Annotated in this window: 13 protein-coding genes; 12 read left to right on the top strand and 1 reads right to left on the bottom strand. The window is 52.4% G+C overall.

Annotated elements, in window-relative coordinates:
* Positions 1 to 92: 92 nt before the first annotated feature.
* Positions 93 to 1,427, bottom strand: a complete 1,335-nt coding sequence (locus ACLJXE_RS19155) for a PLP-dependent aminotransferase family protein (RefSeq protein ID WP_410751727.1) — start codon at positions 1,425 to 1,427, stop codon at positions 93 to 95.
* 90 nt (positions 1,428 to 1,517) lie between these two features.
* Between ACLJXE_RS19155 and ACLJXE_RS19150 the strand changes: the two genes are divergently transcribed.
* The 12 genes from ACLJXE_RS19150 to mprA form a co-directional block, all read left to right on the top strand.
* On the top strand, positions 1,518 to 1,949 hold the full coding sequence (locus tag ACLJXE_RS19150) for a carboxymuconolactone decarboxylase family protein (protein ID WP_410751726.1): 432 nt from the start codon (positions 1,518 to 1,520) through the stop codon (positions 1,947 to 1,949).
* 201 nt (positions 1,950 to 2,150) lie between these two features.
* Positions 2,151 to 2,396: a glutaredoxin-like protein NrdH gene (gene nrdH, locus ACLJXE_RS19145; RefSeq protein WP_286630440.1), complete on the top strand. Its 246-nt coding sequence runs from the start codon at positions 2,151 to 2,153 to the stop codon at positions 2,394 to 2,396.
* On the top strand, positions 2,393 to 2,803 hold the full coding sequence (gene nrdI / locus ACLJXE_RS19140) for a class Ib ribonucleoside-diphosphate reductase assembly flavoprotein NrdI (protein WP_410751725.1): 411 nt from the start codon (positions 2,393 to 2,395) through the stop codon (positions 2,801 to 2,803). The genes nrdH and nrdI overlap by 4 nt, the downstream gene beginning before the upstream one ends.
* A complete protein-coding gene (gene nrdE / locus ACLJXE_RS19135) occupies positions 2,776 to 4,920 on the top strand; it encodes a class 1b ribonucleoside-diphosphate reductase subunit alpha (RefSeq protein WP_410751724.1) in 2,145 nt (714 codons plus the stop codon). The genes nrdI and nrdE overlap by 28 nt, the downstream gene beginning before the upstream one ends.
* 10 nt (positions 4,921 to 4,930) lie before the next feature.
* Positions 4,931 to 5,890 carry a class 1b ribonucleoside-diphosphate reductase subunit beta gene (gene nrdF / locus ACLJXE_RS19130; protein ID WP_410751723.1) on the top strand — a complete coding sequence of 320 codons (960 nt, stop codon included), beginning with the start codon at positions 4,931 to 4,933 and terminating at the stop codon, positions 5,888 to 5,890.
* Positions 5,891 to 6,244: 354 nt separating this feature from the next.
* Positions 6,245 to 7,447 carry a glycine betaine/L-proline ABC transporter ATP-binding protein ProV gene (proV, locus tag ACLJXE_RS19125; RefSeq protein ID WP_410751722.1) on the top strand — a complete coding sequence of 401 codons (1,203 nt, stop codon included), beginning with the start codon at positions 6,245 to 6,247 and terminating at the stop codon, positions 7,445 to 7,447.
* Entirely contained in the window at positions 7,440 to 8,504 is a 1,065-nt protein-coding gene (gene proW / locus ACLJXE_RS19120; RefSeq protein WP_286630435.1) for a glycine betaine/L-proline ABC transporter permease ProW, read from the top strand. The genes proV and proW overlap by 8 nt, the downstream gene beginning before the upstream one ends.
* Positions 8,505 to 8,691: 187 nt before the next feature.
* Positions 8,692 to 9,687 (top strand): glycine betaine/L-proline ABC transporter substrate-binding protein ProX, encoded by a 996-nt coding sequence (proX, locus tag ACLJXE_RS19115; RefSeq protein ID WP_271449805.1) that lies wholly within the window; start codon positions 8,692 to 8,694, stop codon positions 9,685 to 9,687.
* A gap of 191 nt (positions 9,688 to 9,878) precedes the next feature.
* Complete coding sequence (locus tag ACLJXE_RS19110) at positions 9,879 to 11,063, top strand: MFS transporter (RefSeq protein WP_137383532.1); 1,185 nt, start codon at positions 9,879 to 9,881, stop codon at positions 11,061 to 11,063.
* A 122-nt stretch (positions 11,064 to 11,185) separates the two neighbouring features.
* The gene (locus ACLJXE_RS19105) at positions 11,186 to 11,923 is read left to right on the top strand and encodes an AzlC family ABC transporter permease (protein ID WP_286630434.1); all 738 of its coding nucleotides are present in this window, start codon (positions 11,186 to 11,188) and stop codon (positions 11,921 to 11,923) included.
* Positions 11,913 to 12,248, top strand: coding sequence for an L-valine transporter subunit YgaH (ygaH, locus tag ACLJXE_RS19100; protein WP_410751721.1), 336 nt, complete (start codon positions 11,913 to 11,915; stop codon positions 12,246 to 12,248). The genes ACLJXE_RS19105 and ygaH overlap by 11 nt, the downstream gene beginning before the upstream one ends.
* Positions 12,249 to 12,338: 90 nt before the next feature.
* A partial coding sequence (mprA, locus tag ACLJXE_RS19095; RefSeq protein WP_410751720.1) for a transcriptional repressor MprA occupies positions 12,339 to 12,822 on the top strand: 484 nt, incomplete at its 3' end.

The following is a 12,822-nucleotide window of genomic DNA, read 5'->3' as shown; positions in this document are numbered from 1 at the left end:
TTACCTTACCTGATTCAGCATTAGCAACGCTTTCAGAAAAGTCCATAAACGAGTGCAGACGGTGAGATGAATATCTTAAGAACAACGCAAATTTATGTCAGCGCCAACCGGAGTTGATATGCAGCCTGCTGCGCCATTTCCGCCGATCGGATATTGGTAAATGACAGTAATATTCCTCCCTGACCTGTTGAGGTGATGCGCCACCGGCTTAAGGACTGAACCGCCAACCCGGCCTGATTCGCTTTGCGTACTAACGCATTGTCATCCCCCGCCACGGCGATCACCAGTTGGATCCCGCCCTCTTGTGGCACCACGCTAAAACCCTGCTCTGTCAGGGCGCTTTCCATCCATTGACGCCGTTGGGCATAATGCTGGCGCATACGTTTTAAGTGCCGCCAGAAATGACCGTCGCGCATAAAATCGGCCAGCGTTTGTTGCCATAAAACCGGCACACTGCAAGCTGTTAGCGCGGCCTGTTGGCGAAAATGTGCGACCTGAGTCAGCGGAACCACCAGCCAGGCGGTGCGTAAAGCGGGAAATAACGATTTACTGAACGTACCCGCATAAATCACTCGCTGCGGCGCATCCAGACTTTTAAGCGGTGGTAGCGGTTTGCCGTGGTAACGAAACTCACTGTCGTAGTCATCTTCGATGATCCACGCCTGTGCGCGGTCAGCCCATTCCAGCAACTGATGACGACGGGCCAGAGAAAGCGCCACGCCCAGTGGGCTTTGGTGAGCGGGTGTCAGCAAGGCAAAACGCGCCTGTGGGTAGTCACGGATCCCGGCACTGACATCAAGGCCATCGGCATCAGCCGCAACAGGCATCAGTACCACACTCTCCTGCGCGACCACTGGCCTGATGAGCGGGAAACCGGGATCTTCAACCCACATCCCTTCACCGGGCTTTGCCAGCGTGCGCAGGATCAACATCATTGATGCCGCATAACCCGAAGTAATAAAAACCTGTTCCGGTAGACATTCAATGCTGCGCGACACTCGCAGGTAATCGACTATCGCCTGGCGTAACAGCCGTTCACCGCAAACATCCCCCACTGCAAGGTCAAAACGTGTTTGGGTACGCAAACGTCGCCCCATTACCCGTGCCCAGATATCGCGTGGAAAAAGATCGAGGGCTGGCAATCCCATCTGAAAGAGCTGTGGTGTGTCGTTTTCTCCGGCGAATACGGCAGGGGTGGCGGGCGAGGTTTCCAGTCGCAATTGCTCGCTGACAAAGGTTCCTGCCTGCCCACGTCGCGTAAGCCAACCCTGCGCCACCAGCTCAGCGTAGGCGTTTTCCACCGTCGAGCGTGAAACGCCGAGCTCCTGAGACCAGGTTCGGCTGGATGGCAATCGTGTGCCAGGCTTAAGCTCCCCTTTCTCAATGGCGGTTTTTAACTGACGAGCGATTTGCTGATAGCGCGGCATTTATGGTCTGCTTTTTAAGTAAAAATATGGCTCTCTTTAGCAGACCATTATAGTGCTACATTGCAGGTCATCCAAATGAGGAGCAATACCATGACAATGTTACGCCAGCCCTATTATGAACTCAGCCCTGAAATCTATAACGCCCTGGTTCAGGCAAGCAAAGCGCTGGAAAACTGCGCACTGGAACCCACGCTGACGGAACTGATTTACCTGCGGGTTTCACAAATCAACGGCTGCGCATTTTGCCTTGAAATGCACAGCAAAGCGCTGCGCAAGTCTGGCGTAGAACAGGCCAAACTGGATGCACTGGCAGGGTGGCGGGTTAGCCACCATTTCAGTGAGCGGGAGCAAGTGGCGCTGGCCTGGGCTGAGTCCGTCACTCATATCGCCTCTACGCACGCCGAAGACGCTGTTTATCTGCCGCTGCTTGACCATTTTAGCGCCAAAGAGATAAGCGATCTGACGTTCGCCATTAGCCTGATGAACTGCTTTAACCGCCTGGCGGTGGGTATGCGCATGTAATTTATCGGTCGCCGGATAGCCCTATCCGGCAACAAGCCCCCTCGCCCCCACGCATCGCCTTGAACATCACCCCGCCAAAATTCCCATATCTTGTATGGTTGAATCTTCTTTCATCTACATCTAGTATCTTCTCTATCAGCACACACACAAACCGATGTTCACTATGCATCGCTCTTTTACCTTTAAATGGAAATACGAATCATGCGTATTATTATTTACACTCGTAATAACTGTGTTCAGTGCCATGCCACAAAGCGGGCAATGGAAAGCCGTGGTTTTGACTTTGAGATGGTGAATGTCGATTTGCAGCCTGAACTGGCAGATACCCTGCGCGAGCAAGGTTTTCGTCAGTTGCCTGTCGTGGTGGCAGGTGAAACCCGTTGGTCAGGATTTCGCCCGGACATGATCAATCGCCTGCGCCCGGAACCACGCGTGGTCAGCGCATGACGACGCTCGTCTACTTCTCCAGCAGCTCCGAAAATACGCACCGCTTTGTGCTGCGTCTGGCGCTGCCCGCCATCCGCATTCCGCTTAATGAACGCGAGAGGATCCGGGTAGACGAGCCTTACATTTTAATCGTGCCGTCTTACGGCGGCGGCGGTACCGCAGGCGCAGTCCCGCGTCAGGTGATCCGCTTTTTAAACGATCCTCATAACCGGGTATTAATCCGTGGCGTGATCGCTTCTGGCAATCGCAATTTCGGCGAGGCTTATGGGCGTGCGGGTGAGGTCGTCTCACAAAAATGCGGCGTGCCATGGCTCTATCGTTTTGAGCTGATGGGTACGCAAAGCGATATCGAAAACGTTCGAAAAGGAGTGAGCGAATTTTGGCAACGACAACCGCAGAACGCGTAATCCAGCCAGCACTGGATTATCACGCCCTGAACGCCATGTTAAATCTGTACGATAAAACCGGGCGTATTCAGTTCGATAAAGATCATCAGGCGGTGGAGGCTTTTTTTGCTACCCACGTCCGCCCCCATTCGGTGGTCTTTGCCAGTCAGCAAGAACGCCTGGAAACGCTGATTCGTGAAGGCTATTACGACGAAAGCGTTTTAGCCCGCTACGATCGCGCGTTCGTGGTGAAGCTGTTTGCCCACGCCCACGCCAGCGGATTCCGCTTTCAGACATTCCTCGGCGCATGGAAGTACTACACCAGCTATACGCTGAAAACCTTTGACGGCAAACGCTACCTTGAAGATTTTGAGGATCGCGTGACGATGGTGGCACTCACCCTGGCGCAGGGTGACGAGGCGCTCGCCATGCAGCTCACTGATGAAATGCTCTCTGGTCGTTTTCAACCCGCCACACCAACCTTCTTAAACTGCGGCAAACAGCAGCGTGGCGAGCTGGTTTCCTGCTTCCTGCTACGCATTGAAGACAACATGGAGTCCATCGGCCGGGCGGTTAACTCAGCGCTGCAGCTTTCCAAACGCGGCGGCGGCGTGGCATTTTTGCTCTCGAATCTGCGCGAGGCCGGAGCGCCTATTAAGCGTATTGAAAACCAGTCTTCCGGCGTGATCCCAATAATGAAAATGCTGGAAGATGCCTTTTCTTATGCTAATCAGTTGGGCGCGCGTCAGGGCGCGGGCGCGGTGTATCTGCACGCGCACCATCCCGATATTTTGCGTTTTCTCGATACCAAACGTGAAAATGCCGATGAAAAAATCCGCATCAAAACACTCTCGCTCGGGGTGGTGATCCCGGATATCACCTTCCGTCTGGCCAAAGAAAATGCGCAGATGGCGCTTTTTTCACCATATGACGTAGAACGCCTTTACGGCACAGCATTGGGTGATATCGCGATCAGCGAACGCTATGACGAACTGGTTGCCGACACGCGCGTGCGCAAAAAATACATTAATGCCCGCGACTTCTTCCAGCGACTGGCAGAGATCCAGTTCGAGTCTGGCTACCCCTACATTATGTTTGAAGATACGGTGAATCGTGTGAATCCGATTGCCGGTCGCATCAATATGAGCAACCTGTGCTCGGAGATTTTACAGGTCAACAGTCCATCAACCTATGATGAGGCACTGGGCTATACGCAGGTAGGGCATGATATTTCCTGCAATCTTGGATCGCTGAACATTGCCCATACCATGGATTCACCTGACTTTGGTCGTACCGTTGAAACCGCAGTGCGTGGCTTAACCGCCGTCTCGGACATGAGTCATATTCGCAGCGTTCCTTCCATTGAAGCCGGGAACAGCGCGTCACACGCCATTGGTCTCGGGCAGATGAACCTGCATGGTTATCTGGCGCGGGAAGGAATCGCCTACGGTTCACCCGAAGGGCTGGATTTCACCAATCTCTATTTTTACACCATCACCTGGCATGCGTTGAATACATCGATGAAACTGGCCCGCGAACGCGGAAAATCTTTTGCCGGATTTAGTCAGTCACGCTATGCCAGCGGCGAGTACTTTTCCCAGTATTTGCAGGGAGACTGGCAGCCTAAAACAGAGAAAGTCCGCGCACTGTTTGCCACGAGCGGCATTACATTGCCAACCCGGGAGATGTGGCTGCAACTACGGGATGATGTGATGCGCTACGGCATCTATAACCAGAATTTACAGGCCGTTCCGCCGACCGGTTCGATCTCCTATATCAACCACGCAACCTCAAGCATTCACCCGATTGTATCGAAAGTGGAAATTCGCAAAGAGGGTAAAACCGGGCGCGTTTACTACCCGGCCCCGTTTATGACCAACGAGAATTTGGCCCTGTATCAGGATGCCTACGAGATTGGCCCACAGAGGATTATTGATACCTACGCCGAAGCGACACGGCATGTTGATCAGGGACTCTCACTGACGCTTTTTTTCCCCGATACCGCTACCACTCGAGATATCAACAAGGCACAGATCTACGCCTGGCGTAAGGGTATCAAATCGTTGTACTACATACGGTTACGCCAGTTGGCGCTGGAAGGAACCGAAATTGAGGGTTGCGTGTCATGCGCACTGTAAGGAGAACAGCATGAAACTATCTCGCGTCAGCGCCATCAACTGGAACAAGATTGAAGATGATAAAGACCTTGAGGTATGGAATCGCCTGACCAGTAACTTCTGGCTACCGGAAAAAGTCCCGCTTTCCAATGACATTCCGGCATGGCAAACGTTGAGCGCTGCCGAGCAGCAGCTCACTATCCGCGTATTTACCGGCCTGACGCTGCTCGACACGATTCAAAATATCGCCGGAGCCCCCGCGCTGATGGCGGATTCAATCACGCCACATGAAGAGGCGGTACTGTCGAATATCAGCTTTATGGAAGCCGTGCACGCGCGCTCCTACAGTTCTATTTTTTCCACGCTTTGTCAGACCAAAGATGTGGATGCAGCTTACCTCTGGAGTGAGAAAAATTCTCCGCTCCAGCACAAGGCACAGATAATTCTGACGCATTACGCCAGCGAGGAACCGCTGAAAAAGAAAATAGCCAGCGTATTTCTCGAATCCTTCCTGTTCTATTCCGGCTTCTGGCTACCGATGTATTTCTCCAGCCGCGGCAAACTGACGAATACCGCTGACCTTATCCGCCTGATCATTCGTGATGAAGCGGTTCATGGTTATTACATTGGCTATAAATACCAAAAAGGTCTGGAACAAGCTTCACCATCTGCGCGTGAAGCGCTACAGAATTATGCCCTCGATCTGTTGATGGAATTATATGACAACGAAGTTCGTTATACGGAGGAACTGTATGCAAAAACCCCGTGGGTGGAAGACGTCAAAGCCTTTCTCTGCTACAACGCCAATAAGGCGCTAATGAATTTAGGTTATGAGGCCCTGTTCCCGGCAGAAATGGCGGATGTGAACCCAGCAATCCTCGCTGCACTCTCACCCAACGCAGACGAAAACCACGATTTCTTCTCCGGTTCAGGGTCATCTTATGTGATGGGTAAAGCCGTCGAAACAGAAGATGACGACTGGAATTTTTAATGTTTCCTTCCGCGGGAAATACCTTACATTTTCCGCGTTAATATTTTAACGAGATCACATTTTTATCACACAAATATGATTGGGTGATCTACACTCAATATCAGCCGCAATATTCGCCTGTATTTCAACAATTCAGGCGCGTTTTCAGTGTCATTTACAAAAAATATCCCTCAAGGCGCATCCGCGCTCAGCCCTTATATCATGGGAAATCCCGCCATCTGACGTTTGGCAATATTCATGCCACAAACAAATTCAGGGTTGTCTCAGATTCTCAGTATGTTAGGGTAGAAAAAGGTCACTATTTCCATCAGGTAATATATCGATATAAACAAATAACAGGAATCATTCTATTGCATGGCAATTAAATTAGAAGTTAAAAATCTCTATAAGATATTTGGCGAGCATCCCCAGAGAGCGTTCAAATATATTGAAAAAGGACTTTCAAAAGAGCAAATTCTGGATAAAACAGGGCTATCGCTTGGCGTTAAAGACGCCAGTCTGGCCATTGAAGAAGGCGAGATATTTGTCATCATGGGATTATCTGGTTCGGGTAAATCCACAATGGTACGCCTTCTCAATCGCCTGATTGAACCCACCCGCGGACAGGTATTGATAGACGGCGTAGATATTGCCCGAATCTCCGATGCTGAACTTCGCGAGGTGCGCAGAAAAAAGATTGCGATGGTCTTCCAGTCCTTTGCCCTGATGCCGCACATGACGGTGTTGGACAATACGGCGTTCGGTATGGAATTAGCCGGTGTTGCCGCTGAAGAGCGTCGTGAAAAAGCGCTGGATGCATTACGTCAGGTAGGTCTGGAGAATTACGCGCACGGCTACCCGGATGAACTTTCCGGCGGAATGCGCCAGCGCGTGGGTCTTGCCCGCGCATTAGCCATCAATCCCGATATCTTATTAATGGATGAAGCCTTCTCGGCACTCGATCCGTTAATTCGCACCGAAATGCAGGATGAACTGGTAAAACTACAGGCGAATCATCAGCGTACCGTGGTCTTTATTTCCCACGATCTTGACGAAGCGATGCGTATTGGCGACAGAATTGCCATTATGCAAAACGGTGAAGTGGTACAGGTCGGTACACCGGATGAAATCCTGAATAATCCGGCGAATGATTATGTGCGTACCTTCTTCCGTGGCGTAGATATTAGCCAGGTCTTTAGCGCTAAAGATATATCCCGTCGTAGCCCTGAAGGGCTAATTCGTAAAACGCCAGGCGTCGGCCCCCGTTCGGCCCTGCAATTACTGCAGGACAAAGATCGCGAATATGGTTACGTGATTGAACGCGGCAATAAATTCGTCGGCGTGGTGTCGATCGATTCATTAAAAACAGCGTTAAGCCAGGCACAAGGTATTGATGCGGCATTAATCAACGAGCCGCTAGCCGTGGATGCACAAACTCCTCTTAGCGAGTTACTTTCTCATGTCGGTCAGGCCCCGTGCGCGGTGCCGGTTGTCGATGAGGAACAACAGTATGTGGGCATTATTTCAAAACGCATGCTGCTACAGGCTTTAGATCGCGAGGGGGTAAACAATGGCTGATCAAACCAATCCGTGGGATACCACACCTGCGGCCGACAGCGCCGCGCAATCTGCTGATGCCTGGGGGACGCCCGCAGGCGCACCTGCCGACGGCACTAGCGCAGACTGGCTGACCAGTGCACCTGCACCGGCACCAGAACATTTCAATATTATGGATCCATTCCATAAAACGCTGATCCCGCTGGATAGCTGGGTCACCGAAGGGATCGATTGGGTGGTCACCCATTTCCGTCCTGTCTTCCAGGGCATTCGTGTCCCGGTGGATTACATACTTAATGGCTTTCAGCAACTCCTGCTGGGCATGCCTGCGCCGGTGGCAATTATCCTGTTTGCCCTGATCGCCTGGCAAATTTCCGGTATCGGAATGGGCACCGCCACGCTGATTTCACTGATTGCTATCGGTGCTATCGGTGCCTGGTCGCAGGCAATGATTACCCTGGCGCTGGTGCTAACCGCGTTGCTGTTCTGCGTGGTGATAGGCCTGCCAATGGGGATCTGGCTGGCGCGCAGCCCGCGTGCGGCGAAGATTGTGCGGCCTCTGCTGGATGCCATGCAGACTACGCCCGCGTTCGTCTATCTGGTACCGATTGTGATGTTGTTCGGCATTGGTAACGTTCCGGGCGTCGTGGTGACAATTATCTTCGCCCTGCCGCCAATCGTGCGTCTGACCATTCTGGGGATTAACCAGGTGCCAGCCGATCTGATTGAAGCCTCACGTTCCTTTGGCGCCAGCCCGCGTCAGATGCTGTTTAAAGTGCAGTTGCCGCTGGCGATGCCCACGATTATGGCAGGGGTGAACCAGACGCTGATGCTGGCACTCTCCATGGTGGTTATCGCGTCGATGATCGCCGTCGGTGGGCTGGGTCAGATGGTTTTGCGCGGTATCGGTCGTCTGGACATGGGTCTGGCTACCGTTGGCGGTGTGGGGATCGTGATCCTCGCCATCATTCTGGACCGTCTGACACAGGCCGTAGGCCGCGACTCGCGTAGCCGCGGTAACCGTCGCTGGTACACCACCGGTCCGGTTGGGCTTCTCACCCGCCCTTTCACTAAGTAGTTCACCCGTTGCCCGGTAACACCTTGCTTACCGGGCCTACAATTCATTAGCTTACACAAAATCGTTCAAGTTGCATCGCGGCGGCAAACGAATGTATCCCTTGGAGCGTACCAGTAGACGTGACTGGGGGCCGGAATGCAGCCAACTAAGAGGTAGCTTGAAGGATGAAGTGTAATAAGGAACAACGATGCGACATACCGTAATTTTTGCCACAGCGTTTGCCACCCTTGTCTCCACCAGCGCTTTCGCTTCTGACCTGCCGGGCAAAGGCATCACTGTACAACCTATCCAGAGCACCATCTCTGAAGAGTCCTTCCAGACGCAGTTAGTTAGCCGTGCGCTGGAGAAACTGGGCTACACCGTAAATAAGACGAGCGAAGTCGACTACAACGTCGGCTATACCTCTATTGCCTCTGGCGATGCGACGTTTACCGCCGTGAACTGGCAGCCGCTACATGATGATATGTACGCCGCTGCAGGCGGAGATAAAAAATTCTATCGCGAGGGGGTATTCGTAACAGGCGCTGCACAGGGTTATCTGATCGATAAGAAAACCGCTGAGCAGTACAAAATCACCAATATTGCCCAGCTAAAAGATCCAAAAATCGCCAAAATCTTTGATACCAACGGCGACGGTAAAGCTGACATGATGGGCTGCTCGCCGGGCTGGGGTTGTGAAGCCGTGATTAACCACCAGAACAAAGCGTTCGATCTGGAAAAAACAGTCGAGGTCAGCCACGGTAACTATGCAGCAATGATGGCTGACACCATTACCCGCTTTAAAGAAGGCAAACCAATCCTGTACTACACCTGGACACCATACTGGGTCAGTGACGTGATGAAACCGGGCAAAGATGTCGTCTGGCTGCAGGTCCCGTTCTCTTCTCTGCCCGGTGAACAGAAAGATATCGATACCAAACTGCCGAACGGCGCGAACTATGGCTTCCCGGTAAACACCATGCACATTGTCGCGAACAAGGCCTGGGCGGAGAAAAACCCGGCTGCGGCGAAACTTTTTGCCATCATGAAATTGCCACTGGCAGATATCAACGCGCAGAACGCAATGATGCATGATGGTAAAGCCTCAGAAGCTGACGTTCAGGGCCACGTTGATGGCTGGATCAAAGCCCACCAGCAGCAGTTCGACGGCTGGGTAAAAGAAGCGCTGGCTGCGCAGAAATAACCCACTCATCGGTCTGATAAGCATAGCGCTCTCAGGCCCAGTCACCACACCAATGCCGGATGGCGGCGCGATGCGCCTTATCCGGCCTACACGCCTTCCCCTCACCGCACAATCCATCACCCAACAAATCAGCAACATTTAATCACTTCCGTTATGATTGTTTTCTGCAACCCATTATTCAGTTGAAAACAATGACCAAACCCACTCACGGGCTTAGCCCGGCACTGATTGTTTTAATGTCTGTGGCGACCGGCCTCGCCGTTGCCAGTAACTATTACGCCCAGCCACTGCTCGACACCATCGCGCGAAACTTTTCGCTGTCGGCCAGTACTGCGGGCTTTATCGTCACTGCAGCACAACTTGGCTACGCTGCGGGGCTACTGTTTCTGGTACCGCTTGGCGATATGTTTGAACGTCGGATGCTGATTGTCTCAATGACACTGTTAGCCGCAGGTGGCATGTTGATTACTGCCAGCAGTCAGTCGTTGGGGATGCTGATCCTCGGCACTGCGCTAACCGGGTTGTTCTCCGTTGTCGCACAGATCCTGGTTCCGCTGGCGGCGACGCTCGCCACACCAGACAAGCGTGGCAAAGTCGTCGGCACCATCATGAGCGGCCTGTTGCTGGGGATTTTGCTGGCGCGAACTGTTGCAGGGTTGCTGGCGAATCTCGGCGGTTGGCGCACCGTGTTTTGGGTGGCCTCAGTATTGATGGCGCTGATGGCGATTGCCCTGTGGCGTGGTTTGCCGAAGATGAAATCAGAGACCCATCTTAACTACCCGCAGCTATTGGGCTCCGTGTTTAGCCTGTTTATCCATGATAAATTACTCCGCACCCGTGCGATGCTTGGCTGCCTGACCTTTGCCAACTTCAGTATCCTCTGGACATCAATGGCATTTTTACTCGCCGCACCGCCGTTTAACTATTCAGAGGGGATGATTGGCCTGTTCGGTCTGGCAGGTGCTGCCGGTGCGTTAGGCGCTCGTCCGGCGGGCGGTTTTGCCGATAAGGGTAAATCACATCTCACGACTACCGCAGGCCTGCTGTTACTGTTGCTCTCCTGGCTGGCTATCTGGCTTGGACATACTTCAGTGCCAATGCTGATTATCGGCATCCTGGTACTGGATTTGACCGTTCAGGGGGTACATATCACCAACCAGACGGTGATCTATCGCATTCACCCGGACGCACGTAATCGTCTGACTGCCGGGTACATGACCAGCTATTTCATTGGTGGTGCAGCAGGTTCTCTGATTTCAGCCTCAGCCTGGCAGCATGCTGGCTGGGCTGGCGTTTGTCTGGCAGGTGTGACCGTTGCCGTACTCAACCTGCTGGTCTGGTGGCGAGGTTTTCACCGCCAGGAAGCCGTAAATTAAGCGTATAACGTCTGTTTACCTTTGATTGGGCTCCTCAGGGTGTTAAGGAGCCCATCAGTCTGCTAAGGTTATAACTCATTGAGCCAGGTTATTTTAATTTCGGTAATGAAGCCTATAATCCTATGGAAAGCCCTGTTCCCCAGTCTGAATTCCGTTCTGCAACGTTAACTGAAGGATTCAAAGACAGCCTACCGATAGTTATCAGTTATATTCCGGTTGCATTTGCATTTGGCATGAATGCGACTCGCCTGGGCTTTACTCCCGTTGAAAGCGTTTTTTTCTCCTGCATCATTTACGCCGGCGCCAGCCAGTTTGTCATCACAACCATGCTCGCCGCAGGCAGCTCACTGTGGGTCGCGGCTCTGACCGTCATGGCGATGGATGTTCGCCACGTTTTGTACGGCCCATCTTTACGTAGCCGTATCGCCCGACAGCTGAGCAAACCTAAAAGCGCGCTATGGGCCTTTGGCCTCACCGACGAAGTCTTTGCCGCTGCAACGGCGAAGCTGGTGCGGGATAACCGGCGCTGGAGTGAAAACTGGATGATCGGCATCGCGCTATGCTCCTGGGCTTCCTGGGTACTTGGCACGGTTATCGGCGCATTTTCCGGCACTGGCTTACTGAAGGGGTTCCCGGCGGTAGAAGCTGCGCTGGGGTTTATGCTCCCGGCACTGTTTATGAGTTTTCTGCTTGCCTCTTTCCAGCGTAAGCAAACGCTATGCGTCACGGCAGCATTAGCCGGTGCGCTGGCTGGCGTGATGCTATTTTCCATCCCGGCAGCCATCCTGGCAGGCATAGCCTGCGGATGCCTGACCGCACTCGTTCAGTCGTTCTGGCTGGGAGGCCCTGATGAGCTATGAGGTTCTGCTGCTCGGTCTGCTGGTCGGCTGCGTCAATTTCTGTTTTCGCTATTTACCACTGCGTCTGCGAATGGGGAATGTACGCCCGACAAAACGCGGAGCCACTGGAATATTACTCGACACCATCGGTATTGCATCAATTTGCGCCCTGCTGGTGGTGTCTACCGCGCCAGAGGTGATGCACGACGCTCGTCGTTTTGTGCCTACGCTGGTGGGGTTTGTGGTACTGGGTGCAAGCTTCTATAAGACCCGCAGCATCATCATTCCGACCTTACTGAGTGCTCTGGGCTATGGATTAGCCTGGAAAATGCTGTTTGTCTTATAGATGAAAATAATCATTTTAAATAAATAATACATTTACTTTATTTGTCACTGTCGTTACTATATCGGCTGAAATTAATGAGGTTATACCCAAATGGATAGTTCGTTTACGCCCATTGAACAAATGCTAAAATTTCGCGCCAGCCGCTACGAAGAGTTCCCTTATCAGGAAGTGCTTCTGACTCGTCTTTGCATGCATATGCAGGGCAAGCTGCTGGAAAACCGCAATAAGATGCTGAAAGCTCAAGGGATTAACGAGACGTTGTTTATGGCGTTGATTACGCTGGAGTCTCAGGAAAACCACAGTATTCAGCCTTCTGAACTGAGTTGCGCACTTGGCTCGTCACGGACTAACGCCACCCGCATCGCGGATGAGTTAGAAAAGCGTGGTTGGATCGAGCGTCGCGAAAGCGATAACGATCGCCGCTGTCTGCATCTGCAATTGACCGAAAAAGGCCATGCTTTTTTGCAGGAGGTATTACCGCCTGGCACTGTTGCAAAGTTAGCGATGAGGCAGCCTTTTGTCTTATTCAAAGGCCTTACATTTCAAAAACTCTGCTTACCAGGCGCATTTCGCC

The sequence above is a fragment of the Citrobacter sp. U14242 genome (genome assembly GCF_046555775.1).
Taxonomy (GTDB): domain Bacteria; phylum Pseudomonadota; class Gammaproteobacteria; order Enterobacterales; family Enterobacteriaceae; genus Citrobacter.
This window is presented reverse-complemented; position numbering and strand designations above follow the sequence as displayed.

Bases quoted from the DNA above. Each gene is read 5' to 3' on its own strand.
- nrdI (WP_410751725.1), top strand. From the start codon at position 2,393: ATGACGACGCTCGTCTACTTCTCCAGCAGCTCCGAAAATACGCACCGC.
- nrdF (WP_410751723.1), top strand. From the start codon at position 4,931: ATGAAACTATCTCGCGTCAGCGCCATCAACTGGAACAAGATTGAAGAT.
- ACLJXE_RS19105 (WP_286630434.1), top strand. From the start codon at position 11,186: ATGGAAAGCCCTGTTCCCCAGTCTGAATTCCGTTCTGCAACGTTAACT.
- proX (WP_271449805.1), top strand. From the start codon at position 8,692: ATGCGACATACCGTAATTTTTGCCACAGCGTTTGCCACCCTTGTCTCC.
- proW (WP_286630435.1), top strand. From the start codon at position 7,440: ATGGCTGATCAAACCAATCCGTGGGATACCACACCTGCGGCCGACAGC.
- ygaH (WP_410751721.1), top strand. From the start codon at position 11,913: ATGAGCTATGAGGTTCTGCTGCTCGGTCTGCTGGTCGGCTGCGTCAAT.
- proV (WP_410751722.1), top strand. From the start codon at position 6,245: ATGGCAATTAAATTAGAAGTTAAAAATCTCTATAAGATATTTGGCGAG.
- ACLJXE_RS19155 (WP_410751727.1), bottom strand. From the start codon at position 1,427: ATGCCGCGCTATCAGCAAATCGCTCGTCAGTTAAAAACCGCCATTGAG.
- nrdH (WP_286630440.1), top strand. From the start codon at position 2,151: ATGCGTATTATTATTTACACTCGTAATAACTGTGTTCAGTGCCATGCC.
- ACLJXE_RS19110 (WP_137383532.1), top strand. From the start codon at position 9,879: ATGACCAAACCCACTCACGGGCTTAGCCCGGCACTGATTGTTTTAATG.
- ACLJXE_RS19150 (WP_410751726.1), top strand. From the start codon at position 1,518: ATGACAATGTTACGCCAGCCCTATTATGAACTCAGCCCTGAAATCTAT.